Annotated in this window: 19 protein-coding genes; 8 read left to right on the forward strand and 11 right to left on the reverse strand. The window is 59.3% G+C overall.

Translation table 11 applies throughout. The annotated features are described in order from the left end of the window. Positions 1-12: 12 nt before the first annotated feature. On the reverse strand, positions 13-840 hold the full coding sequence (locus VMH34_07350) for an ABC transporter substrate-binding protein (protein HTT08590.1): 828 nt from the start codon (positions 838-840) through the stop codon (positions 13-15). A 362-nt stretch (positions 841-1,202) separates the two neighbouring features. Between VMH34_07350 and VMH34_07355 the strand changes: the two genes are divergently transcribed. The 5 genes from VMH34_07355 (at position 1,203) to VMH34_07375 (ending at position 8,309) form a co-directional block, all read left to right on the forward strand. Continuing rightward, positions 1,203-1,649, forward strand: coding sequence for a DUF6036 family nucleotidyltransferase (locus tag VMH34_07355; GenBank protein ID HTT08591.1), 447 nt, complete (start codon positions 1,203-1,205; stop codon positions 1,647-1,649). 231 nt (positions 1,650-1,880) lie between these two features. Beyond that, complete coding sequence (locus VMH34_07360) at positions 1,881-3,272, forward strand: porin (GenBank protein ID HTT08592.1); 1,392 nt, start codon at positions 1,881-1,883, stop codon at positions 3,270-3,272. Positions 3,273-3,353: 81 nt separating this feature from the next. Continuing rightward, positions 3,354-5,237, forward strand: a complete 1,884-nt coding sequence (locus tag VMH34_07365; GenBank protein ID HTT08593.1) for a sulfotransferase — start codon at positions 3,354-3,356, stop codon at positions 5,235-5,237. A 109-nt stretch (positions 5,238-5,346) separates the two neighbouring features. Continuing rightward, complete coding sequence (locus VMH34_07370) at positions 5,347-7,239, forward strand: sulfotransferase (GenBank protein ID HTT08594.1); 1,893 nt, start codon at positions 5,347-5,349, stop codon at positions 7,237-7,239. 77 nt (positions 7,240-7,316) lie between these two features. Next, positions 7,317-8,309 (forward strand): SHOCT domain-containing protein, encoded by a 993-nt coding sequence (locus VMH34_07375; GenBank protein ID HTT08595.1) that lies wholly within the window; start codon positions 7,317-7,319, stop codon positions 8,307-8,309. Here VMH34_07375 and VMH34_07380 read toward each other — a convergent pair. From VMH34_07380 to VMH34_07395, 4 genes are all read right to left on the reverse strand, one after another. Continuing rightward, a complete protein-coding gene (locus tag VMH34_07380) occupies positions 8,306-11,401 on the reverse strand; it encodes an efflux RND transporter permease subunit (GenBank protein ID HTT08596.1) in 3,096 nt (1,031 codons plus the stop codon). The genes VMH34_07375 and VMH34_07380 overlap by 4 nt on opposite strands. Before the next feature lie 30 nt (positions 11,402-11,431). Next, on the reverse strand, positions 11,432-12,448 hold the full coding sequence (locus VMH34_07385; protein HTT08597.1) for an efflux RND transporter periplasmic adaptor subunit: 1,017 nt from the start codon (positions 12,446-12,448) through the stop codon (positions 11,432-11,434). 83 nt (positions 12,449-12,531) lie between these two features. Further along, a complete protein-coding gene (locus VMH34_07390) occupies positions 12,532-13,953 on the reverse strand; it encodes a TolC family protein (protein ID HTT08598.1) in 1,422 nt (473 codons plus the stop codon). Positions 13,954-14,018: 65 nt separating this feature from the next. Next, on the reverse strand, positions 14,019-14,315 hold the full coding sequence (locus VMH34_07395; protein ID HTT08599.1) for a DUF1244 domain-containing protein: 297 nt from the start codon (positions 14,313-14,315) through the stop codon (positions 14,019-14,021). Between the two features lie 74 nt (positions 14,316-14,389). Here VMH34_07395 and VMH34_07400 point away from each other — a divergent pair, with 74 nt between their 5' ends. Further along, a complete protein-coding gene (locus VMH34_07400; GenBank protein ID HTT08600.1) occupies positions 14,390-15,745 on the forward strand; it encodes an NAD(P)/FAD-dependent oxidoreductase in 1,356 nt (451 codons plus the stop codon). Here VMH34_07400 and VMH34_07405 read toward each other — a convergent pair. The 6 genes from VMH34_07405 to VMH34_07430 form a co-directional block, all read right to left on the reverse strand. Continuing rightward, complete coding sequence (locus VMH34_07405) at positions 15,720-16,364, reverse strand: CDP-alcohol phosphatidyltransferase family protein (GenBank protein HTT08601.1); 645 nt, start codon at positions 16,362-16,364, stop codon at positions 15,720-15,722. The genes VMH34_07400 and VMH34_07405 overlap by 26 nt on opposite strands. A gap of 2 nt (positions 16,365-16,366) precedes the next feature. Next, entirely contained in the window at positions 16,367-17,353 is a 987-nt protein-coding gene (locus tag VMH34_07410) for a flippase-like domain-containing protein (protein ID HTT08602.1), read from the reverse strand. Positions 17,354-17,431: 78 nt separating this feature from the next. Next, positions 17,432-18,856, reverse strand: coding sequence for a hopanoid biosynthesis associated radical SAM protein HpnJ (hpnJ, locus tag VMH34_07415; GenBank protein HTT08603.1), 1,425 nt, complete (start codon positions 18,854-18,856; stop codon positions 17,432-17,434). Positions 18,857-18,861: 5 nt separating this feature from the next. Then, entirely contained in the window at positions 18,862-20,028 is a 1,167-nt protein-coding gene (gene hpnI / locus VMH34_07420; GenBank protein ID HTT08604.1) for a bacteriohopanetetrol glucosamine biosynthesis glycosyltransferase HpnI, read from the reverse strand. A gap of 192 nt (positions 20,029-20,220) precedes the next feature. Then, complete coding sequence (locus tag VMH34_07425) at positions 20,221-21,594, reverse strand: sigma-54 dependent transcriptional regulator (GenBank protein ID HTT08605.1); 1,374 nt, start codon at positions 21,592-21,594, stop codon at positions 20,221-20,223. A gap of 20 nt (positions 21,595-21,614) precedes the next feature. Further along, on the reverse strand, positions 21,615-23,069 hold the full coding sequence (locus VMH34_07430; protein ID HTT08606.1) for a HAMP domain-containing sensor histidine kinase: 1,455 nt from the start codon (positions 23,067-23,069) through the stop codon (positions 21,615-21,617). 70 nt (positions 23,070-23,139) lie between these two features. Here VMH34_07430 and VMH34_07435 point away from each other — a divergent pair, with 70 nt between their 5' ends. Continuing rightward, entirely contained in the window at positions 23,140-24,081 is a 942-nt protein-coding gene (locus tag VMH34_07435) for an ABC transporter ATP-binding protein (protein ID HTT08607.1), read from the forward strand. Beyond that, a partial coding sequence (locus VMH34_07440; GenBank protein ID HTT08608.1) for an ABC transporter permease occupies positions 24,078-24,754 on the forward strand: 677 nt, incomplete at its 3' end. The genes VMH34_07435 and VMH34_07440, both read left to right, overlap by 4 nt.

Genomic DNA, 24,754 nt, shown 5'->3' on the forward strand with positions numbered 1-24,754 from the left:
ATTTCAATGAAGTTATTTCTTGCACTCGACATTGCCCAGACTGTCCAAATCCTCCACGCCCCTGGCCACGCCCTTGACCGGCGCCTCGCCCATCAGTTTGTCGCCCTCCACCAGCATCAGTGGCTGGCGCAACTGGCCATTGGGACGAAAATTCATCTCGATGCCTTTTTGGCCATCGAATTTGAGTTGGGTTTTCAAGTAATCCAGCACCGCCGCCGGATCGGCGCTCTGCACCCGGATGACGGTATCTCCCAGCATCTTCATCGCCGCCCACCCCGCCCAGGCCGTATCGTCCATCGCCTTGTGGTAGGTCTTCTCGAAACGATCATTGAGCTGGGTTGCCGAATATTTCTCCGCCGTATGGTGCCAGGCCTGCGCCACGGCTCTGGAGTCCGGATTTTTCCGCCGCCATTGCGCCTCGGCATCGCGTTTCATCGCCTGGCTCGGCAATACATGCAGCAAATTGGCGCTGCACTGCGCCCGCAAGTCATCGTCATCCAAGGCAACATTGAGGACCGCCACGCCGGGCAGTGCATCAGCCAATTGGTGCAGGCCGCTTGCATCGGTCGCGGCGATAACCGCCACCGGATGCGCCTTCTTGAGCGCCTGGACATCCGCCGCCCTCTCCAGCTTGAAAGACTGGCCCAGAAACTCGCCCTGCTGATTGGCCTCCTTCAAACCCTGCGTGGCGCCCTTCCAGGCCGAATCGCCCTTGGCGCCGTAATACATCACCGTGACCACGCCCTTGGACGTGGCTGAAGCGTCAGTCTGTCCGTCAACTACCATGATGGCAACGGGCAGGAGCGCCCACAGCGCAATAAACAGTCTCATTCCTTTCATGCAACAACCTCCTTCATGAGCGCGGACTCCAAAGCCAACTGTACTGGAGGGCGCCAGGCAGAAAAAGTCCGTACCCGAGCATTAAGGATAAATTCCCATACCACCTTTGAATGGCGTCGTTGAAATAAAGTGCCGAGATATTTTCCCGATTTACGGCGATTGCAGCGTCAGATAGCGGCGCCGGCCATGGGCCATAAATTGATATAATGATTGGATGAGACCGCCAGATCGTCAGATGCGCGTCCTGCCGCTTCAGGACAACCCGGATTCTGTGTTGATGGCCTCGACCACCGCCGAAGAGCGGCTGCAAATGATGTGGCCGTTGGCGATCGAGGCATGGGCCTTCAAAGGGGAGCCTGTCATTGAATCCGGATTTCCGCGACATATTGTCCATATTCAACGCGGAGGGCGTTGAATACCTCATTGTTGGGGCCTACGCGCTAGCCGCGCACGGCATCCCCCGTGCTACCGGGGACATTGATCTGTGGATTCGCAGATCGCCGGATAATGCCAGGCGGGTTTGGCGGGCGTTGCTTAAATTCGGCGCGCCGCTGTCCGGTTTGACCGAGAATGACCTTCAGACCGAGAAACTGGTGTTCCAAGTTGGCATTGCCCCACGCCGGATTGATATATTGACTTCGATTGACGCCGTGGAATTTGGAGCGGCTTGGAATAATCGTATCGAAATTACACTGGATGGACTGCGCCTGCCGGTCATTCATCGCAGCGATTTGATCATCAACAAACGGGCGGTAGGTCGACCGCAGGACATTGCGGATGTAGCCCGCCTCAATATCACGAAACAATAAGCTCTTTATATGTTGCGTATATGCAACAATTTATACTGGCCATAATGTAGTTATGTGGTGGTAGTGATTCAAAAATAGTTGCAATGTCGCTTATGAATGTATTAATCTAAGCACCGCGAATCGGAGGATTCGTACTGTCACATGCGCTTGGGGGATCTTAAGCGGATGAGACAACTTAAGCTTAAGTTTTTAGAGGTTAGAAATTAATCACTTCCGTTAGGAGGAAACACAATGAAATTTGCCAAGACCAAACTCGCAGCCGCCATCGCCGCCGCGACCATGGCTTCCGCAGCCAATGCGGTCGTCGTGGTGGGTGGTGACAACGGCTGGGAAGTCAGCTTTGACGGCAACGTCAACGCCTTCTATACCTACATGGATCAGGACAACACCACGACCCAGTGTACAAATGCTGCTGGTGTTGGGACGGCTTGCGGCGTAAGTTTAGGTTCGCATCTCACCGCAAAGGGTGAAACTTCCTCACGTGTCCATTCCGGGTTCCTGCCGGCCTTCTTCAGCTTCAACGTGAAGAGCCCGACGGTGAACGGATTGACCGGTAAGGCCCGTTTCAGCTTCGCCCCGACCATTCAGCGTAACAAGTCCAGCAACGGCATCAATTCCGACACCTCCGGCCTCACCGGCCTGACTGGCGCTACGATCGACACTCGTGAAGTGCTGGCCGCAGTCGATGGCAGCTTCGGTGAAGTCAGCTTCGGCCGTACGCTGTCCATTTATGGCCGCCAGGCGATTCTGCATGACATGACCCTGTTCGGTGTCGGCAACAACACCAACAACCCGGACTTCGGCACAGTGACCGCCGGCCGCATCGGCATCGGTTACCTGTATCCGGATTTCGAGGCTCGTTTTGCCTGGGCATCGCCGGCCGTCAACGGCTTCAAGTTGGAAGTGGGCGCCTATGACCCGACTGAGCCGGGAGGCTTGGCTGGTGGCGCATCGACTCAGGAGACCGACACGCCGCGGTTCGAAGGTGAATTGACCTATGCGACCACCTTCACGGGTGGTGACGTCCTGCTGTGGGTCGATGGCATGTGGCAGTCAGTGCAGAAAATCCCCAACAATGCCGGCGCAACGTTCAGTGAGGATCTTACCGGCGTGGGTGGCGGCGCAAACCTAAACTGGAATAACTTCGGTCTGACAGGTTATTACCAGCAGGATGACGGTACCGGTCTGTTGTTCAAGTTCCCCGGCTTTGGTACCGGCGCATCAATCCTCGGCAGTTCCTTTAATTGCGATACCGCAGGGGCTGTTGGAGTGAATGGAGGCGTTGGAACGGGCGCCAACTGCAAAACCTCGGATCAAAACGAGTGGTATGTCCAGGGCACCTACACCTTCGGCGGCAAAACCAAGGTCGGCTTCAGCTACGGCGAGGCCAACCAGAATGGCAGTAATCCGACCGTCGGTACTGGTGTTCCATTTGCCGATGTTGAAAACAGCATGTGGTCTATCGGCGTGTATCACGACATGACCTCTTGGCTGAAACTAATCGCCGAATACAACAATGTCGATCAGGAGAACACTCTGGACCTGACCGGAACCGGCGGTATCAAGACACATACCAAGGGCGGGTACGACAGCTTCAGCGTCGGCGCCTTCCTGACCTGGTAAGTCTTAAAAGAAGTTCTGGTAGTTCTAAAAGGCGCATCTTCGGATGCGCCTTTTTTTTTGTTCCTGTTATCATTTCCTTTCATGGAATCATATCCCAAAGCCATTCCTGCGCTTGCCCGTGCGACAAAGTGTCAGGAGTCTGGAGATCTCGCTGGGGCAGTGAGGCATTATCATGAATACCTGCGTGCGGTACCCACGGATGCGGAAATCTGGCATGCGCTTGGCGGCGTTGAGTTCCAGCGCGGCCAGATCGCAGACGCGATAAAGGCACTTAAAAAAGCCGTTACGTTGCGACCAGCAGACAATGATTATCTCAATGATCTGGCCGGGTTGTATCTGGCCGACAAACGCCTTCCAGAGGCCGAGCAGGCATGCCGCGAGTTGTTAAGAATCAACCCGGATTATCTGCCGGCTGCTTATAATCTTGCACTGATCAGCTCACAGCAAGGGCGACTTCCTGAATGCATACAGCTATTGCGCGAAATTATTAATCGTAAGCCGGATTGGGCGGCGGCGCATTACAATCTGGGCGTAGCCCTGGCGGAATTGGGCGACCATGAAGCTGCATTACCAGCGTTCAAAATGGCGGTGCATTTGGAACCTTATTTCGCCGCCGGTCATATCAGTCTGGCACGAACCCTGCGCGAACTGGCCTTCTCCAAATCCGCCATCGAACATTTTCGCAAGGGTTTGGAAATCGAACCTGATAACGTTGACGCCATTATCGACCTCGCCAACCTGCTGGCTGATGACGATAAAATCGATGGGGCGATTCAATTGCTGGAAGCAGTACGTATGCGCCATCCAGGCATTGCCGCCATTCCGGTAACCCTGGGCACGCTGAGCCATCGCATTGGCAACGTATCGCGCGCCGAATACTGGTTTGACCTGGCACTCAAAATCAATCCGCTCGATACAGGCGCCATCTTTGGCAAGGCGCAGGTCCGACGCTACACAAAAACAGATGACATCCTCCTTGGCTTTCTCGAACAACATCTGAACGAAGCGAATATCTCTGATTTGCAGCGATCTTCATTGCATTTTGCACTTGGGAAAATGCACGATGACGTGGGCAATTACGACATTGCATTTGCTCACTTCGAAACTGCAAACAATACAGTTAAAAGAACGACTTATTATGATCGTCAGACGGCAGAAAACTCCATCGACAGCATCATCCAACTTTTTACGGGCGAATTCGTTGGAAAATTGGCATCAATGGGATCGAACTCAGATTTGCCGGTGTTCGTGGTGGGTATGCCGCGCTCTGGCACCACTTTAACGGAGCAGATCATCGCTTCGCATCCACAGGCGCATGGCGCGGGAGAGCTGCTCTATTTCGCCAGCATTTACAACCGGCTGCCACAACTGCTGCGTTCCAACCAGTCCAGCTTGAACTGCATTTCCACAATGACGCCTGAAGCAGCGACCAGAATAGCCGGCAACTATCTGGCACTGCTCAAACGGCATTCGGCTGCAGCCCTTCGGATAGTCAACAAGACACCGGGCAATTTCATGTTCCTCGGCTTCATCGCGGGGCTATTCCCTGATTCGAAAATCGTTCATTGCGTGCGCGACCCGATGGATGTTTGTCTGTCCATTTATTTCCAGTCCTTTAAAGAAGGTCATGCGTACTCGTGGGACCTTCTCGATATAGGTCATTTTTACCAATTGTATGCGCGATTGATGCGACACTGGCGTACCGTCATGCCGGATCGCTTTCTGGACCTGAATTACGAGGATCTTATAGCTGAACCGGAAAGCACCAGCCGGCGATTGATTGAATACTGTGGATTACCCTGGGACGATCGATGTCTCCGTTTCTACGAAACGACGCGTGAAGTCAAAACCGCGAGCATCTGGCAGGTACGGCAACCCATTTACAAAACTTCTGCCAGGCGCTGGCGGCACTATGCCAGGCAGCTTGAGCCGTTGCGGAATTTTCTGGCTGAAGATTTGAGATAGCCAAAATGGCTGGTTCTTTGATTTCAATCAACTCTTATGATGAAAATAATTGGCATTATTCCACGTAGTACCCGATAGCGTCAGCAGTACATAATTACGACAATTGCCCATGAGTTTAAAATCCTTGCAGCAGGCCGAGGAGTATCGTCGGTGTGGCGATTTAGCAAACGCGGCTAAATGTTACCGTGATTATTTACGTGAAACCCCGGGAGACGCCGAGCGATGGCATGCGTTGGCGGGCTTGGAATACCAGCGTGGCCGGATTCCTGAGGCGATCCAAACACTCAAAAAGGCCATTGCATTAAGGCCGACTTTCATCGGTTACATCAACGACCTCGGCAGGCTTTATTTCTCCGCCGGCAGATTGGTCGAGGCGGAATCATGCTATCGCAGAGTGGTGTCTGCCATGCCCGACATGGCGACCGCACATTACAATCTCGCGACCGTATTGTCGCAACAACAAAAGACCGAACTCACCATTGAATCATTTGAACGGGCTATCGCCCTGCGTCCGGATTATTTTGAGGCAATTTTTAATCTTGGCTTGGCGTATGTGAGTTTGGAACAATTCGGCCGCGCGGAACAGTGCCTCGTCACCGCGGCACGGCTGATGCCACAGAGGTCCGAGGTGCATAACCGCCTCGCCTACATCTACGAGAAACAAGGCAGGCATGAGGCGGCCGTTGAGGCCCTGAGACTGGCTGTGACCCATGATCGCAAGGATGCCACGCTAAACATCAACCTTATCCGAATGCTGTATAGGACTGGCAGGACTGACGAGGCCATTGCAAAACTCAGGGAATTGCTGGCTGTCGATCCCACCAACGTCAAGGCCCGGATCAGTTTGGCCAAGATATTGCGGGATTGCGGTGATATCCATGCGGCGGAACAGGAATATCTCGCGGCTTTGGAACGAGATGGCAACAGCGTGGACGCTTGTTTCGATCTGGTCTTAATCAAGAAAATAACATCTGCAGATCAATGGCTGGCAAAAAAAATCGACCAACTTCTCGCCCAGCCCGGGCAGACGGACAAAATTCGCAGTGCTTTGCATTTCGCTTCCGGCAAAATTCACGATGATCTGAACGAATATGCACAGGCATTCAGCCACTATAGCGAAGCCAACCGTATTCGCTTAAAAAGCCTGCCGCCACCGCCCACGCAAGAGGAAAATGACGGGTATTTCCACGCCATTCAATCAGTCTTTACGCGGGGGTTTCTTCAGTCCTCTCAGGGGAATCCAAGCACGCGCCCGCTATTCGTGATAGGTATGCTGCGATCAGGAACAACACTGGTCGAGCAGATTCTGTCCAGCCATCCCGATATTCATGGAGCAGGTGAGTTGGAATACTTTCATAATATCGCAAATAAATTAGACGTGATTACAGGCTGCCAAGAAAAGTATCCGAAAGCTTGTTGTCTGTTAAGCAACGAACACATGCGTAAGATTACAAATCATTATCTGGAGTTGTTGGGCAAACATTCTCTTGTTGCCAAGTACGTCGTTGACAAAATGCCGGGGAATTATTTATATCTTGGTCTGATTAAGATGCTTTTTCCCAATGTCAGAATCGTCAATTGCCTGCGAAATCCGCTGGATGTCTGCCTATCAAACTACTTCCAGACTTATGACGTGAATGAGCACTCCTACGCCTACGATTTATTGGCAATGGGCCGGCAATATTTATTCTATGAAAAAATCATGCGCCACTGGCATGCCGTCATGCCCGGACAAATACTAGACATTCAATATGAGGATGTGGTGGACAATACAGAGGTTGAAAGTAAAAGAATGATCCATTTCTTCGGCTTGGAATGGGATAGCCGTTGTCTGGCCTTTTATGCGCGCAAGGGGAATATAAGAACCGCCAGTAAATGGCAAGTCCGGCAGCCGATATATAAGCATTCAAAGGAACGTTGGAGAAATTACGAGCCATATCTTCATCCACTCAAGGAACTTCTCATCGCAGGCGGTGCCTATAAGGGGCACATTGCTGGATAAATAATAACTACTGGGTTAACATGCGCCCGCAAGCTGTTAATGGATGCATTTTAAATCAGTTTCCATGGTGTAACTTAATGTCTCAATTCGCTTTTTTAAAAATATTCCGTCAGTTGGCCATCATGTTGGTGGCCTTTTCCACGCCCGTCAGTGCCTTCGATTTCCTGCCGGATTTCTTCGGTAAAAAGGAACCGGAAGGCACCTACGTCTTCCAAGCGGGCCAGGAGTTCGTCAAGATCGTCAAGCGCGAGAAAGAAACTGGCAGTAATGCCCAACCCGTTCAGTTGCCCCCCCAACAGGTACGCACGGTCCTCGAAGGCGTCAAGTTCCGCAAAGACACCGGATTGATCTCGGAGACCAACGAAGACGTGCCGGTGTTCGTGGCTTCGGAAATCAGCACGCTCAGCACCGCCATTTCCCGCGGTCTGGAGCAGGCAAAATCGGATGAAGATCTGATTTTTGTCGTGATCGGCATGCACGAAGGCCTCATCGCGAAAGAACAACTCGGCATATCCGGGCGGGTATTCTATGAAGACGGCAGGCTTAATCTGATCTTCGGCGAAGTCAAATCGTTAAGCGGCGTCAGCGATGAAAAGGCCAGAAATCTGGCGGCGGGCTGTGGCGATTGCCCTGTCGACGAACGCATCAATCCATTCAGAATCGCCTCCCGGTCGGACGCCGGAAAACTGGACGATCCAGTGGCGATAACCGAGGGACTGGAGTTCAAGACCCATGATGGCAAGCTGCGCCCCGATTGGCTGGTCCTTGACGTCGGCAAAATGGTGGCCGCCGCCGAAAGAATCAAGAACAAACTGCCGCCCGCATTGCAGAAACAGCAGGAGCGCGCGCAGGCGGAGGCAGCCAAGGCCAATCTGGAGCGACGGCAGATGCGGGAGGAAATGGCGCGCATGCGCAAGGAGATGGATCAGGCGCGCGCAAGTAGTGGTTCGGGTGCTGGAGGTCAATCCCCCGAAGACCGCCTGGCCACTCTCGAAAAAATGAAAAAGAAGGGACTCATCACGGACGAGGAATACGCCGCCAGGCGCAAACAAATTCTCGACCAGATCTAGCTTTCCGTTCTTGAGTGACCAAAGCGCCCGTAGCGCATCAGCACCGTCGGCAAAATCAGCAGATTCAGCAGCGTCGAAGACACCAGTCCGCCGACGATGATGGCGGCCATCGGCCCCATGATCTCGCGCCCCGGGTTATCACTGTTGAAGGCGATGGGCAGCATCGCCAGTGCCGTCACCAGCGCGGTCATCAAAATTGACGGCAGCCGTTCCTCGCCGCCGCGCACGAGGGTGTCGAGATCCCACGGCCGGCCCTCCTCCTCCACCAGATGACGGTAGTGACATACCAGCATGATGGAATTGCGCACGGTAATGCCGAACAGGGTGACGAAACCGACCATGGAGCCGACCGACAGGGAGGCGCCGGTCACCACAGCCGCCGCCACGCCGCCCAGCAGCGAGAACGGCAGGTTCAGCAGCATGATCAGCACCAGGCGGAAACGGCCGACGGCCATGTAAATCAACATCAACACGCCTATCCCCGCCAGCAATGAATGCAGAATGAGCTCCTCGCGGGCCTGTGCCTGTTCGATGGCGGAGCCGGTGAATTCCGGGTAGGTGCTGGCGTCGAACGCCACTTGTTGATGCACTTTCGTGCGCAATTCCTTCATCAAGGACTGCACATCGCGCCCGGTGACGTTGCCGGTCACGGTCTGCACCCGCTGCGCTCCGCGATGAAGGATGTTGTAACGGCCGTCGGTCTGGGTGATGTCGGCGACTTGAGCCAGCGTGATCACGGCGCCGTCGAGAGTGCGCAACGGCAGATGTCCGACATCCTCCGGGTCATCCCGCGCCCCGCGGTCAAGAACGACGGCGACATCATACGCCTGGTTGCCCTCGTAGATTTTACCCACCGCCCGGCCCTCGAAGGCTGTTTGCATTGCTTCAACCACCTGCAGGGGTCGAAGACCGAAGCTCGACAATCGGTCCAGCCGCGGGCGGATTTGCAGCAGCGGTGTGCCGGAACGGGCGCGCACCTCCACGTCGGTGGCGCCCGGAAGCCGCTGGAAGATGGCCGCGATTTCCCGCGCCTTGGCATCCAGAACCTCCAGATCCTTGCCGTAGATGTTCACCACCACCGGCGCGCTGTAGCCGGAAACGGTCTCATCCACGCGCTCGGTGAGAAAGGTGTTGACCTCATACAGAATGCCGGGAAAGCGGCTCAGAACTGCGCGAAGTTGATCCAGGACTCGCTGCTGTTCACGGCCGGACAGCGGGATCAGATCCACCTCGTACTCGGCATAATGGCTGCCGTAGGTATCGGCGCTACGCTCCGCGCGTCCGGCCCACTGCGACACCGACCGCACGCCGGGAATTTCCAGGAAATGCCGGGTCAGCTCGCCGCCAAGCCGCAGAGTTTCCGCGAGCGAAGTGCCCGGCTGGCTGGTGGTGTGGACGATGTAATGACCCTCGCGCAACTCCGGCAGGAAACGTCCGCCCAGCGTGGGGATCACCGAAACCCCCAATAAACATACGGCCAATGTACCGAGGACCGTGAATCGCGGCTTGCGCGCGATGAAGCGCAGTATACGGGCATACAAGGGCTTGAGAAACTGCACCACCGGCGGGTCCTGTCTCGACAGCCGGGCGCGCCCCAGCAGCAGGTAGCAAAGGGCCGGCGTCACCGTCAAGGCCACGCCCAGGGACACCAGAATCGAGAGGATGTAGGAGAAACCCAGCGGCGAAAACAGCCGCCCGGCCACGCCCCCCAGCGTCAGCAACGGCACGAATACCAATGCCACGATGAAGCTGGCATAGACCACCGATCCCCGCACCTCCATGGAGGCGTTGAATACCACCTCGGTCGCGGGCAGCGGTTCGGGCCGGGCGTGATTTTCGCGCAGCCGGCGGAAGATGTTCTCGGTATCGATGATGGCATCATCGACGACCTCGCCGAGCGCGATGGCAAGCCCGCCCAGCACCATCACGTTCAGATTGACCCCCCATTGTCTCAGGATCAGCGCCGCGCCCAGCAGCGATAACGGGATCGCCAGCGCCGAGATGAAGGCCGTGCGCAGATCGAAAAGAAATACGAAGAGCACCAGCGTGACAAACACGCCGCCCACCAGCAGATGGCCGGAGAGGTTGTGCACGGAAGTCTCGATGTAATTCGCCGGACGGAATAGATCGGGTGTCAATTGCACGCCCTGCGCGGCCAGCGTCTGCTGGAAATCCTTGATGGCCGCCTCTACGCGCCGCGAGACCGACAGCGTGTTGGCGCCGTATTGGCCGATGACCATCAACAGCACGCCGGGTTTGCCATTGATCGCGGCCGCGCCAATGGGCGGCGCCTTGCCATAGGCGATATTCGCCACGTCCCGCAGAGTTACATTATTGCCATCGGCGCGCGTGAGCACGACTGATTGCAATTCCGCCGGCGTGATCGGCAGACCCACGGTGCGCAGCGCGATGCGCTGGTTGTCGTTTTCTATAAAGCCGCCGGCACTCACGCCGGTGGCCTGGCGCGCGGCCTGTAATACGTCCTCCAGCCCCAGACCGTAACGGCGCAATTTTTCCGGAAGCACCTGGATCTGCAACTGCCGGACCTCGCCACCAAAGACATTGACGTCGGCGACGCCCTGCACGCTCAAAAGGCGCGGTACGACCGTGTAGTCGGCCAGGCTGCGTAATTCCATGAGACTGAGCCGGTCCGAGGTCATGCCCATCGTCAGGATGGTGGCCGAGGATGATTCCAAGGGGACTATTGTGGGGGGCTTGACACCCTCCGGCAGGTTGCCCGCCAGCGCCGCCAGCCGCTCGCTCACCTGCTGCCGGTTGAGGTGGACGTTGGTATTGTCGTCGAATATGGCGGTGACGATGGACAATCCCTGTATCGATTCGGAACGGACGTATTTGAGGCCGATCAACCCGCTCAGGGCGTTTTCCACCGGCTGGGTGACAAGTATTTCAACCTGCTCCGCCGCCAGGCCAGGGGACTCGGTCTGCACGATGACCAGCTTGGGCGAGAATTCCGGGAAGATGTCCAGCCCCGTCCTGGACAGGTCATAAACGCCATAGGCCAGCAGCAACATCATCAAACTCACCACCACGCCGCGAAAACGGATGGCGAAATGAACGATGGCGGCTAACATAAAATCAGAAATTGCGCGGCCGTCTTGCGATCAGTCGCGGCCGTCGTCTTCGCTGGGTATGCGCCCGCGGAACTCCTCGGCGAACAGCATTTGCGCCCCGCGCACCACGACGCGATCGCCGGCCTTGAGTCCCTCGGCCACGAACCAGCCTGCGCCGGTCTCCTCATGTACCAGCAGCGGTACGCGTATGAACAAATCGTCGGCGGCCTGCTTGTACACCCAGAGCCGGTCGGCGTACCAGATCACCGCCGAGCCGGGCACTTCCACGCCTTGGCGCATACCGGCGCCGCTGGGGATCCACGTATCGAGCCGCATCCCGACGCGCAGACCGCCGCTTGCGGTTTTGAAAAAGTAAGTCACCCCCTGGGCCCCGCTGTCCGTCTGCGTGGCGGGCGAAATCAATTGCGCTGGCCGGGCATGTGCACGTTCCCCACCGGCATCCACCCAGATATCACTGACGCCGGCGGGTAATGTCTCGCCGGGCCTGAGGGTCACCAGCAACAGCAGTTCACGATGCGTGATGAAATTTTCCAACGGGTCGCCGGAATCCGCCAGGGCCATGGCCGCCACTGTCCCGCCCCACTGCTGTTCGAGCTGATTATGCAGGTCCTGCAGGCGCTGCTCCACGCTCGCGAGCCGGCCTTGATCAGCGATCAACTGCGCCTCGGCTTCCCGCAATTGACGGCCGGACACCGCCGCGTCCTCGCCGTGCAACACGCGCAGACGCCCGACGTTGCCGACTTCCATGCTGACACTGTCGCGCAAAGTCTCCCGCTCCAAAAGCGCGGCATGATGATTGGCCTGGGCCTCCACCAGCGGTTGAATGTCGACGACTTTAGCCGAGGCCTTTGACTCGATGGCGCGCGTTTGCGCCGTGAGTTCCACCAGTTGCACGCCCGTCTGCTGCTGCTCATCCGCCGTTATCTGGATTGCGGGCAATCCATCCACCCGCCGGACGCGCGACGCCGGTTCAGGCTCCGCCGCCCCGCTCGTCGGGCGGCCCTCAGCGGCCTCCTTGGAGCCCTTGTCGGGCCAGACATCTCCCACGGTTCGCGAGATCCGCCCATGCCACGCCCATATCCCCATTACGAGCGCAATAATAAAAAGCAGCGGCCAAGAAGATGGTTTTTTCATGGCGATGATCCGACGTGGTCGATATGTTCAAGCAAATAATCCTGCACCGCATCCTCCATGTTCAGAAAGCTGCGCCATGCCTGTATGCGCAGTTCATGATCCGCCAATGCCGTGCCCAGCGTCTCCAGCCGGGCCCGGATCAGCACCAACTGATCGGCCTCCTCCAGTTGAATTTGATGTTTGATCTTGTCTTCTTGCGCCGCCAGTTCCGTGAGCAGCGGCGTGGCGGTCTCGGCCGCCGCGCGCGCCGCGAGGTAGGCGCTGTGTTCCCGTTCCAATTGGGTGATTACCTGTGATTGCAGGGATTCGAACCGGCGCGCCTCCTGTTCACGTTGGGCCTGGGCCTCTGCGATCGGCCCCTCGTTGCGGTTGAGGAGCGGCAACGCCAGGGTGGCGGCCAGTGTCCAGATGTTGTCGGTTTGATCAAACAGATATCCGGGATTCAACGTCACGTCCGGGTATTGTTTCTCGATTTCCGTGCGCAACGCCGCCTCGGCCACCAGGTACTGCTGCAATTGCCGCCGGATGTCGGCGCGTCCGGTCAGGGCCTGCTTTTGCAGCGCGGGTTGCGGAATCGCATTCTCCGGTGGCAGATGCCGGAAAATATCCAGGGAAAGATTCAACCCGTCGATCGCGCTCCCGGGCACTGCCAGCGCGCCCGCGAGCGCCACCCTGGCATTCCGCATCTGGGCGCCGGCGGCGCCGAGCGTGAGCCGTGTCCGCTGCAGATCCAGGCGCGTGGCGCTGACCTCAAATTGGTTGGCTTCGCCAAATTCGGCGCGGCGTTCAAGCAGCCGCACGGCCTCCTCCTGCACCCGCGCCTGGTCCTGCAGCAGCGTCTGCCGTGTCGCAGCATCGAAATAATCCAACAGTTGTTCACTCACCTCACGCCTGACAGGCCATGACTGCGCGACCTCGGCCAGCCTGGCCGTTTCGACGGCGGCCTCGGCTTGCGCGATCCTCGCGGCCCGCTTGGCCGGGCGTTCGAATAGCCAGCTGAATGCCGCGCCGGCGCTCCATAGCGTGGGTTGCCCGTTGGTGTCGCTGTGATGCTCCAACTGTGGATTCACTTCAGGGTTGGGGAGTCCGCGGGCCGTCTGCACCTGCGCCTCGGCCACGGCCACGCCGGCGCGCGCCTCCGCGGGCTCCGGGCGGTAATACAGCGCAGCCGCGGCCAGCGCCCGCCGATCCCATGCGGGCAAAGGCCACCGGGAGACGGGAACGCCCCGCTGCCGGAGGAAATCACGCAGGTCGCTGCGGGCAAGATTGCGCGCGGCATATGCCGAGGGCAGGGCCTCCGGATCAAGCGGCTTGGGCTGATAGGTTTGCAGCGCGCAGGCGGCCATCATGCCGGCAAGAATGATGAGCGGCAGCTCGCGAGCGCCGATTGCTTTTTTTCTTGTTGTTTCGGTCCGCATGCTCAGACATCCGCAAACAGGCCCGCCCACGCATGCGTGTGCGTCCCGTCGACTTCGGATCGTTTTCAGTGTTCGTGATTCAAACCGGTACGCACAGCCATCTGTTCCGGCGTGGCCTCTTTCTGGTATTTCGCCTTCCATTCTTCGTAGGGCATGCCATAGACCGCGGTCCTGGCCTCGTCCTTCGTCAGCTTCACTCCGCGCTCCTCGGCGGCGGCGAGATACCAGTTCGACAGGCAATTGCGGCAGAAACCGGCCAGATTCATGAGATCGATGTTCTGGACGTCCGTGCGCCTGCGCAAATGCTCCAGCAGATGCCGGAAGGCCGCCGCCTCCAATTCGACCTGCGATTTTTCGTCCACAAGGCCCTCTTCTTCTCGCGGTGCGGGATGGGATTGGTTATTATACGCGCCTCTTTTTTCACGGGATATTTCTCATGGATTCCGACCGGAGCAGGGATCAGCCCGCGGCCGGGACACGGCATCAAATCATCGTGGTAGGCGGTGGCGCGGGCGGCTTTGAATTGGCCGTGCGACTGGGCCGTCGCCTCGGCCGCCGGGGCCTGGCGGACGTGACGCTGGTTGATCGCACGCCCGTGCACATCTGGAAGCCGCTGCTGCACGAGGTTGCGGCCGGCACCTTGAATGCCAACGAGGATGAACTCAATTACCTCGCCTACGCGCACTGGAACCACTTTCGCTTCCGTCTGGGGTCGCTGGAGACCATCGATCGCGCCGGCAAGGCCCTGATCCTGTCCCCCTCGTTCGACGAGCAGGGCCAGGAATTCATTCCCCGCCGCAAGTTCCACTACGACACACTGGTGGTCTGCATCGGCAGCCTGACCCATGACTACAGTGTCCCCGGCGTGCGCGAACATTGCCAGACGCTGGACACCCGCGAGCAGGCGGACCACTTCCACCGCCATCTGCTGTACCGCTGCTATCAGGCCAACGCCCAGGAAGCACCGCTGCGGCCCGGTCAATTGCACATCGCCATCGCCGGCGCCGGCGCGACCGGCGTCGAGTTGGCCGCCGAACTCCATAGCGCCGTGCGGCAGCTGGTCTCCTTCGGGCTTGAGCGCATCGATCCGGAGCGCGACATACGCATCAATCTGGTCGAGGGTGCGACGCGCGTGCTGCCCGGCCTGCCTGAGCGGATATCGGCGGAGACCGAGAGACTTCTCAAGGACATCAACATTCAAGTCATGACCGGCGAACGGGTGACGCGCGCCACCGCCGAGGGCTTCCACACCCAGAGCGGCAAATTCATCCCCGCCGAAATCAAAATCTGGGCCGCCGGCATCAAGGCACCGGAGGTGCTGAAGAACCTGGATGGACTCGAGACGAACCACATCAATCAACTATCGGTCCGTCCCACGCTGCAGACCACCCGCGATGAAAACATATTTGCCCTGGGCGACTGCGCCGCCTGCCCGCTTGGTGACGGCAAATCCCTGGTGCCGCCGCGCGCACAGGCCGCGCATCAGCAGGCCTCACTGTTGGTGAAATCCATCGAACTCCGCCTGCGCGGCGGGGCCCGCCTGCCGGAATACCGCTATCATGACTTCGGCTCGCTCATCAATCTGAGCCACCACAGCACCATCGGCAATCTCATGGGCAATCTGATGGGGCGCGCGGGGACCTTCTACATGGAGGGCCTGCTGGCGAGGCTGGCGTATTTATCCCTGTACAAGATGCACCTGCTGGCCATACAGGGCTGGTGGCCCGTCACCTTGAAGACGCTGGCTAATCTCCTCAGCCGGCGCACTAAACCCCGCCTGAAGCTGCATTGAGCAGCCGCAGGTGCGAGAGCCGCCGCCAGGTCAGGAGCGCGATCACCGGCGAGCAGATGGCGGCGGCAATCAGCACCGGTTCAAGCCATTCCAGCCAGGCCAGCGGCCCGAATAGATACAGCGCATCGTCGAAATCGAATCCGGCCACGCCCGTGTAGGCCTTCCTCCCGCTGCCGTCGAATTTCTCCAGCCGCTCCGACCACACCGAGGCGACGGCAACCGCGATCCCGGCCACCAGCCCCAACAGCACGGCCCATGCGCCAAGATGGGAGTGGCGCAGCCCCAACCCTATGGAAAGAAACAGCAGCGCGTTCAGGATGACGTCGGTGAAATAGTCGTAGGCATGACCGGCCGGGCTGCTCCTGCCTGACAGGCGCGCCAGTTCGCCATCGGCGCGATCCATAAAGGCGGAAACCACCCACCACACGCCGCCCCATATTTCGCCGCTGCGAGTACCGTATCCGAATGCGACGCAGGCCAAAAGTCCGCTCAGGAAACGCAACGTGGTCAGGTGATTGGGAGTCACGGGGGTGTGGACGAGGGGCTGGACGAAATAACGGGCCAGCCGGTGCGTCCATGAGGTATAGGGCGCGGTGGTTTTCAGAGATGGCCACTGCATATTCAACCGCCGACCATTTCCAGCCGGCGCGCCAGCCAGCGGCGGCTTTCCAGATGATGCCAGAATATCAACATGGGCAAACCCAGCAGGAATTCGCGCACGCGTTTGACGAGCGACAACGCCAGGGCATGGCTGGGATCCAGCCCATACCAGCCGCCGATGAAAATCAGTCCGCCCTCCTGCACGCCCAGTGCGCCGGGCACGATGAAACCCGCGCTGCGCACCGCCTGTCCCAGGCTCTCAATGACCATGCAGGCGGCCCAGCCCGGTTCGACGCCCATCAAATGCAGAGCCAGCCAGATCTCACCGACGCCGACCAGCCAGGACACGAAGTGATAAGGCGCGGCGGAGAGCCATGTGCGCCGATCGCGGTAAAACCCCTGCACCTCCTCGTGCAGATTGGAAAATACCCCCAGCGCCGGCTGGTTGAGCTGCGCCGCGGTGATCTGCAGCAGGCGTTCGATGATTTTGAACAGGCCATAACGCTGCGCGATGACATAGCCGCCAATCGCCAGCACCGCCACCCCCACGCCGGCCGAGAGCCGTAAAAGCTCGCCGTCATGACCGCCCCGCACCATTACCAGAAACAATCCCATGAAGGTGAAGATTAACTGCGTCAGCAACTCCAGCGTCATGTCGATGACCACACCGGCAGTGGCGGACGCCGCCGGTGCACCATTAAAAGTGAGCAACCGCGCGCCCACGAGATCGCCGCCCACCTGTCCGGCCGGCAGCAGGTTGTTGACGGCCTCGCGCACCAGCCGCGCCTGCAGAAAATACGTGTAATCTGCCGGCCACACACGGTGCATGACCCGCTGCCAGGCGCACACGGAAAAAAACAGCGGAATGAAATGGAATGCCGCGACCGCGAATACGCCCCAACCGACGGCAAGAAAAGCCTGCGCCACGTTGTTAAAGCCGTGGTGGGCAATCAACGCCAGCGCGAGCAACAATCCCAGCAGGGCAACAAGGTACAGGCTGCGTTTCATCACGGAAGATTTCGCAAGACCCGCGGCCGGCGACCGATCTGAAAACTCAAGAGGACTTCACAGGTAATGGCGGCTTGTTCAGGCCTCGCCTCCACGCGCGCGCAGGAAGTGCATGAATTCCACGCCTTCGCGCAGGCGGCGCTTCATCATTTCCCAGCTCTTCAGCATCTCCCACGTGATGGCGGCAATCTTGCGCGGCCGGAAATAAAACCGCTTGTAGAACTCGGCGACCGCCTCGAAAATCTCCTCCTTGCTGAGATGCGGGTAATTCAGCGAGCTGATCTGAAAGCCCTCGGTCTGCACCAGGTGCTTGCCCTGCTCCAGCAGCCAGCCGTTTTCCACCGCCTGTTTGTAGAGTGCCGTGCCTGGATAGGGCGCGGCGATGGACACCTGAATGGTATGCGGGTTGATCTCCTGCGCGAAGCGGATGGTTTCTTCGATCGTCTCTCGCGTCTCGCCCGGCAGGCCCATGATGAAGGTGCCGTGGATGGTGATGCCGAGTTTGTTGCAATCGGCCGTGAAGCGGCGCGCGAATTCCACGCGCATGCCCTTCTTGATGTTGAAAAGGATCTGCTGGTTGCCGGTTTCGTAGCCAACGAGCAAAAGACGCAGACCATTGTCATGCATGACCTTGAGGGTCTCGTAGGGAACATTGGCCTTGGCGTTGCACGACCATGTGACGCCCAGCTTGCCGAGCCCGCGGGCGATTTCCTCGGCGCGCTTCAGGTCGTCGGTGAAGGTGTCGTCATCGAAGAAAAATTCCCTGACCTGGGGGAAGAGCTTTTTGGCGTGCGCGATTTCCGCCACCACGTTGCCGGCGCTGCGGGTGCGGTATTTGTGTCCGCCGATGGTCTGCGGCCAGAGGCAGAAGGTGCAGCGCGACTTGCAGCCCCTGCCGGTGTACAACGACACATAGGGATGCAGCAGGTAGCCGATGAAGTAATCCTCGATGACCAAATCGCGATGATAGACGTCCACCACCCACGGCAGCTGGTTCATGTCATGGAGGATGGGCCGCTCCGGATTGCGCACGGCCTGCCCGTCCTTGCGGTAAGTGACGCCCTGCACCTCGGCCATCGGCCTGCCTTCGGCGATTTCCTTGATGGTGAAATCGAATTCCGCATGGCCCACGTAATCAATGGCCGGCGAGGCCAGCAGCGATTGCTCCGGCGCCATCGCCACGTGAGCGCCGACAAACCCCACCTTGAGTTCCGGATTTGCCGCCTTGAGCGCCTCGGCCACCTTGATGTCGTTGCCGAATGAGGGCGTGCTGGTGTGCAGCACCACCATCTCGAAATTGCGGGCCATCGGGATGATTTGCTCCAGGGACAGTCCGCGTGCGGGGGCATCGATCAGTTTGCTGCCCGGAATCAGCGCCGCCGGCTGCGCCAGCCAGGTCGGATACCAGAAGGAACGGATCTCGCGCTTGGCCTGATAGCGCGACCCGGCGCCGCCGTCAAAACCCTCATAGGAGGGCGGATTCAGGAAGAGTGTCTTCATCATGGGCTTTACACCCCTTGTTGAGAAAAAAGTTGACCGCCTTTGTCAATGGAAAACCGCCGGCCGCGCCAGGAGACGCCGCGTCCGAGGAAACTCATCGCCCAGACAAAAAATCCCAGCAGATCGCGCACCGGCGACAGCCACGGTGTGGCCGGCTCGCGGATGTGGAGCCGCCACCGCGCGATGAAGTGCATGAGCATCCGCAGGCAGACGGCGGCGCCGGCGAGGCCCCAGGCCGAGGTTTCCAGACGCCCCGCCCAGGTGCTCAAGACCGCGCAAAAAAGCGTGACGGGCACGGCATAAGTAATCGCGGAGCAGGCGTAACCCACCGGTTCCAGAGACAGTATTGTGCGGGCCCAGCGCAATTCGTGCCTGAAGGCCGATTTGAAATCGGGTTCGGAAACGATGTTGTCCACGATATACGGACACAAAACCACCTTGTATCCGGCGCCGCTGATGCGCTTGCCGAGCATGTGATCATCGGCCAGCAGCGACGCCAGGGGCGCGAATCCGCCGGTGGCCGCGAGCGCCTCGCGGCGTACCGCCATCGTGGAGCCGAAACAGAAATCAAGTTTCCTGAAACGCAGGGCCACCAGCACCGACGGCAGGAACCATTCATTGATTGCCATCGCGCTCAAGCGCGAGGCCAGGCCCCCTGCGGCCACGCCACGGTACAGGCAGGTCACCGCCCCCACACCGGGATCGGCGAACTCGATCGCCAGTGCCCGCAGGTAATTTTTTTCAACCTTCATGTCGCTGTCGGCGATCACCAGGATGTCGTGCCTCGCGGCATGGGTCATATTGGCAAGATTGCTGACCTTGTAGTTGCTGCCAATTACCGTGGCGTTCACCACCAAGCCGAGATCGCGGTGCGGATATTCCTTCATCAACCGGCGTACGACGGCCACCGCGGGGTCGGATGTTTCGCGCACGCCGAACACGATTTGGTATTGCGGATAATCCTGTTCGCAGAACGAACGCAGGTTTTCATAAAGCCCCGTGTCCAATCCGCAGACGGGCTTTAAAATCGTGACGGGCGGCAAGGCAGTGACACCGGGCTGTGGCACCAGGGCCTTGAACTGGCTCAACCGCCACATGGCATACGCCACGTAGCCAAGCGATAGAAAACCAAAGACCAGGCCGAAAATCAGAACCACGGTAGGTACGGCACTCATGCTTATGCAGTATAACCCATTGTTAATGATGATATTTTATTGAAATTCAATAAGGCCTGAAAGGATTCCGGCTGATTCAGGGCCCCCTTCAAAATCATTTTCGCACGACTGGGTATCCGCCGCCATATCACTTCCCGCTCCGCCACGCCATTTCAACGCCCCACCGGAGGGAAAGACGCATGGAGAAGCCAGCTATGCGAAACCGTACTTTTTCATGCGCGTGCGCATGATCATGCGCGTGATCCCCAGTTGGCGCGCGGCTTCTGAAACATTGTTATTGGTGCGCTTGAGCGCGCGTTCAATCAATAATTTCTCGGCGGCCTCCAGGCTCATGCCATCCAGGGCCGCATCCACGGATGGGGTGGTGGCTGCGGGCGTGCTCAACATCAAGGTCGCGGCCTTGATCGGGCCGCCGCCGGAGAGCAGCACCACGCGTTCAATGAGGTGCCTGAGCTCGCGCACGTTGCCCGGCCAGTGATAACGACGCAGCGCCTCCAGCGCCTCCGGCTCGAATTGCGGTTCGCGCCGGCCATAGCGCGCCGCCGTCTGTTTGGCGAACTCGCGCGCCAGCAGCAAAATATCATCGCCGCGATCGCGCAGCGGCGGCATCTTGATGGTCAGCACGTTCAGACGGAAATAAAGATCCGAGCGCAACCGCCCCTCCTTGACCATCGTCTCCATGTCGCGGTTGGTGGCGGCTATGAACCAGCAACGGACCGGACGCTCATGGGTGCTGCCCACTCGACGCAGCGTGCGCCGCTCCAGCACCGCCAGCAGCTTGACCTGCAACTCCGGCGGGATCTCGCCGATCTCATCCAGAAACAGCGTGCCATCCTCGGCCGCCTCGATGAGGCCGGTGCGCTCGACGTGGGCGCTGGTGAAGGCGCCCTTCTCATGGCCGAACAACTCCGCTTCGATCAAATCCTTCGGCAGCGCGGCGCAGTCCATGTGCACGAAGGGCCGATCGCGGCGCGCGCTCAGGCTGTGCAGCAGGCGTGCGGCCACGTCCTTGCCGGTGCCGGTCTCGCCCTGGATGAGCACGGTCGGCGGCACGACGTCGGGAGTGGCCACCAGCGCGCCGATACGCTCGGCCTGCCTGCGGAAATCACGGATGGGTTCGCAATCACCGAGAAAAAACTGCCCCGGATTTTCCGCCTTGGCGCTGCGTTCGCGCTTGCGCGAATAGACCAGACTGCGGGTCAGTTCGGCCTTCGACAACACCTTCTGAACGTTGACCACCAATTCATCGAGGTCTATCGGCTTCTTGAGATAATCCAGGGCGTTCAGTTTCATCGCCGCCACGGCGTCCTCAAGCTCGCCATAAGCGGACAAGACCAGCACCGGCACCTCCGGCCCCAGTCCGTTGCGCAGCTTGGCCAGGAAATCGAGCCCGGAACCGTCCGGCAGCCGCATGTCGAGCAGAATCAAATCGGGTTGATTATCCTTGCAGTACGCACTGGCGCGCTCCAGCGTGTTGGCATGATGGCATTGATAACCCTCCTTGGTGAGCCGCTTCAGCACCGCTCTGGCGAACAACTCCTCGTCTTCAACAATCAGGACTTGCATCGCTCCCAATCCTCTTCATCTCAGTGAACGGGCGCCAATGGGGCGGTGATGACGACCCGTGTGCCCGTGGGTTCGTTGCGCTGGAATTCCAGCTGCCACCCATGTGCCTTGCAGACCTTGAAGGCCACCGGTATCCCCAATCCCGTGCCGAAGCGTTTGGTGCTGGGACCCGGCTTCAGTCCCCTGGGTTCCGGAAGGAACGGCATGCCCGCCCCCTGATCGGCAATGATGATTTCATAATCAGCGCCGCGCATCGCCGCGGCCAGTGTAAGCGTGCCCGCCACCGGCGAGGCGTCCACGGCGTTCGATAATAACCCATAGAAGGCCTGCTCCATCAGATCGGCATCCACGATGACCATCGCCCCCGTGTCCCATGCCCCCCTCTCGATCAATATCTTTTTCTCGGTCAGGCGCGGCTGCAGCAAGGTCAGCGCGGCCTCGAGGAGTTGCGTGGGATGCCGCCGTGCCGGGGCGGGCTTGAGCGGATGCAGATACGACACCAGCGCGCTGACCCAGCGCCCCAGCCGATCCACGGTATCCACGATGGCGTGCTTGATCTCGGCGATCTCACCGGGTTGGTCGGCATGATCCAGCAGCTGGGCGCTGGCGCGGATGCTCGCCAGTGGATTACGGATGTTATGCGCGACGACCGGCACCAGGGCGCCCAGGGCGCTGTTCTTCTCACTCTCCACCAATGCATCGCGGCTGCGCAGCAATTCACCGGCCATGTGGTTGACGGTGCGCGCCAAATCCACCATCTCATCCACGCCCTGCTCCGGAATGGGTTGTTGCAATTCGTCGCGGCTGATTCGCTGCGCGCCCGCCATCACTGCGGCCATGGGTCCCACGAATCCGCGCTGGAGCCAGCGGCGCGCCATCACAATCAAGGTCAGTGCCAGCAGGATCGGCAGCGGAAGGACAATGGGGGCGATTTGCGTCCAGCGCTGCAGCGTCTGATCAATCACCTGATGCTCACCGTGGATGACACTCGCGAATTTCGACAATGCCGCCTCGAAACCTCCGACCAGTTCCTCCTCGTAACGCGGATCGAGCACCTTGATGCGCACGGTCTGCGTGGGCAGATAGGGATCGGAAAAAATGTGGTTCATATCGCTCTGCAAGACGCGGTAGGCCTGCTGCAGTCCATCGATGGCCTGCCGCTCATCCTGCCGATCGGCCTGCTGGCGCAAATCGATGAAGTGCCGGTCCATCAAACGCGAATAGCTGCCGTAAAGTTCGAAGGCCTCCGGATTCTCCACCATCCGGGCATAGAGGACCTCCTTGATCTGGCGGAACAGGTCGCCGCGGATCTGCTGCGAGAGATAGGTCAGCTCATTCAAGCGCACCAATTCAGCGGAGTTTTTCTGCCAGAAATACGCCCAGGTGCCGCCCAGTGCGCCCGTCACGGCCACCAGGAACAGGAAGGCCAGTTCCTGGGCCAGCAACACACTTTTAAGCGAGGACAGCCAGCGCATGTGTGCAAAGTATACCGCAGCGGCTTAACGGTGACGGCCGGCCGCTACTGTTTGTTAGAATGGCGGAGATATGAACACCGCCGCTCCCAAGGCACCGGCCATCCAGACCCGCAACCTGCGCAAATGCTATGGCGGCCAGGTCGCCGTCGCCGGACTGGATTTGGAGATTGCGGAAGGCGAATTTTTCGGCCTGCTCGGCCGCAACGGTTCCGGCAAGACCACCACCCTGCACATGCTGTCCACGCTCATCCGCCCCAGCAACGGCACGGCCATCGTCGCCGGCCGGGACATCCTTGCCCGTCCGGTGGCGGTGCGCGCCCGCATCGGCCTGGTGTTTCAGGAATCGGCGCTGGATCGCAGCTTGAGCGTCGAGGAGAACCTGCAATTTGCCGGCGCCATGTATGACCTGCCGCCTGATCTGGTGCGGCAGCGCATGGATGAATTGCTGAAATTGTTCGATCTCGGCCCCAAGCGCCGCGTGCTCGTGGCGGCGCTGTCCGGCGGCATGCGCCGCGCGCTCGACATCGCCCGCGGCGTTCTGCACCGCCCGCGCGTGCTGTTCCTCGACGAACCGACCATAGGACTGGACGTCATCAACCGCCGTGCCATCTGGCGTTTCCTCGCCCGCCTGCGGCAGGAGCAGGGCGTGACCGTCGTGCTGACCACGCACTATCTGGAAGAGGCCGTGGATTGCGATCGCGTGGTGTTCATGAGCCACGGGGAAATCATCGGCAGCGGCAAGCCCGCGGAACTCACACAATCCCTGGCGACCTCGATCCTCGAAATCACCGCCGACGAGCCGGAACCCATCATCGCGCACCTCCAACCCCTCCTCGGCGATTTCATCCAGGACGGCAATCATCTCCAGTTCCGGGTGCGGGACGGCATGACCGCGCTCGCTGACTGGCAGCGGCAATTGCCGGCGCCGGTGCGCGCGCTGGCCCTGCGCCAGCCGGACTTGAATGACGTCTACGTATGGATGAATCGCAGCGCGGGGAGACCATCCGCATGAGACGCGCGATTTCAGCCATCATCGGCCGCGAACTCAAACGCATGGTGCGGCAGCGCGGCCGCCTGCTGGCCGCCATGATCCGGCCGCTCGTCTGGCTGTTCATCATCGGCAGCGGCTTTCAGGCGCTGGTCGAGGGCAGCGGCCAGGGGCACTACAAGCAATTCATGGTGCCCGGCCTCCTGTGCATGGTGCTTCTGTTCGGCGCCATGATTGCGGCGCTGTCGCTGGTCTATGACAAGGAATCCGGTGTCATGCGCATGCTGGTCATCGCGCCGTTTGCGCATTACTGGATCGTACTGGCGCGCACCCTGAGCGCCGCCATCGCCGCTCTTTTTCAAGCCCTGCTGTTGATGGTGGTGTTGAGTTCCCTGCGGCTGCTCGGCCTGGACTACTTCGGCCTGCCCGCGCACCTGCCCCTGTCCGCGCTGGGACTGGTGCTGACCTCGCTTACCTGCGCGACCACCGGCATGTTGATCGCAGTCCACAGCAAGACGCTCGACAACTTCGCCGTCATCATGAACTTCGTCATCTTCCCGATGTTCTTCCTCAGCGGCGCGCTGTATCCACTGGAACACCTGCCGGCGGCGCTCAAGGCGCTGGCGCTTGTCAATCCATTCAGCTATGGCGTGGACTTGATGAAACACGCGGTGCTGAAAGACGTGCCGGCAAACTT

The organism is Gammaproteobacteria bacterium (assembly GCA_035501935.1).
In the GTDB taxonomy this organism is placed as follows: domain Bacteria; phylum Pseudomonadota; class Gammaproteobacteria; order JAJPIJ01; family JAJPIJ01; genus JAJPIJ01.

Excerpts from the sequence above, each read along its gene's own strand:
- hpnJ (HTT08603.1), bottom strand. The coding sequence starts at position 18,856 with ATGATGAAGACACTCTTCCTGAATCCGCCCTCCTATGAGGGTTTTGAC.
- VMH34_07365 (HTT08593.1), top strand. The coding sequence starts at position 3,354 with ATGGAATCATATCCCAAAGCCATTCCTGCGCTTGCCCGTGCGACAAAG.
- VMH34_07400 (HTT08600.1), top strand. The coding sequence starts at position 14,390 with ATGGATTCCGACCGGAGCAGGGATCAGCCCGCGGCCGGGACACGGCAT.
- VMH34_07405 (HTT08601.1), bottom strand. The coding sequence starts at position 16,364 with ATGCAGTGGCCATCTCTGAAAACCACCGCGCCCTATACCTCATGGACG.
- VMH34_07380 (HTT08596.1), bottom strand. The coding sequence starts at position 11,401 with ATGTTAGCCGCCATCGTTCATTTCGCCATCCGTTTTCGCGGCGTGGTG.
- VMH34_07425 (HTT08605.1), bottom strand. The coding sequence starts at position 21,594 with ATGCAAGTCCTGATTGTTGAAGACGAGGAGTTGTTCGCCAGAGCGGTG.
- VMH34_07390 (HTT08598.1), bottom strand. The coding sequence starts at position 13,953 with ATGCGGACCGAAACAACAAGAAAAAAAGCAATCGGCGCTCGCGAGCTG.
- VMH34_07430 (HTT08606.1), bottom strand. The coding sequence starts at position 23,069 with ATGCGCTGGCTGTCCTCGCTTAAAAGTGTGTTGCTGGCCCAGGAACTG.
- VMH34_07375 (HTT08595.1), top strand. The coding sequence starts at position 7,317 with ATGTCTCAATTCGCTTTTTTAAAAATATTCCGTCAGTTGGCCATCATG.
- VMH34_07360 (HTT08592.1), top strand. The coding sequence starts at position 1,881 with ATGAAATTTGCCAAGACCAAACTCGCAGCCGCCATCGCCGCCGCGACC.
- VMH34_07410 (HTT08602.1), bottom strand. The coding sequence starts at position 17,353 with ATGAAACGCAGCCTGTACCTTGTTGCCCTGCTGGGATTGTTGCTCGCG.
- VMH34_07370 (HTT08594.1), top strand. The coding sequence starts at position 5,347 with ATGAGTTTAAAATCCTTGCAGCAGGCCGAGGAGTATCGTCGGTGTGGC.
- VMH34_07435 (HTT08607.1), top strand. The coding sequence starts at position 23,140 with ATGAACACCGCCGCTCCCAAGGCACCGGCCATCCAGACCCGCAACCTG.
- VMH34_07350 (HTT08590.1), bottom strand. The coding sequence starts at position 840 with ATGAAAGGAATGAGACTGTTTATTGCGCTGTGGGCGCTCCTGCCCGTT.
- hpnI (HTT08604.1), bottom strand. The coding sequence starts at position 20,028 with ATGAGTGCCGTACCTACCGTGGTTCTGATTTTCGGCCTGGTCTTTGGT.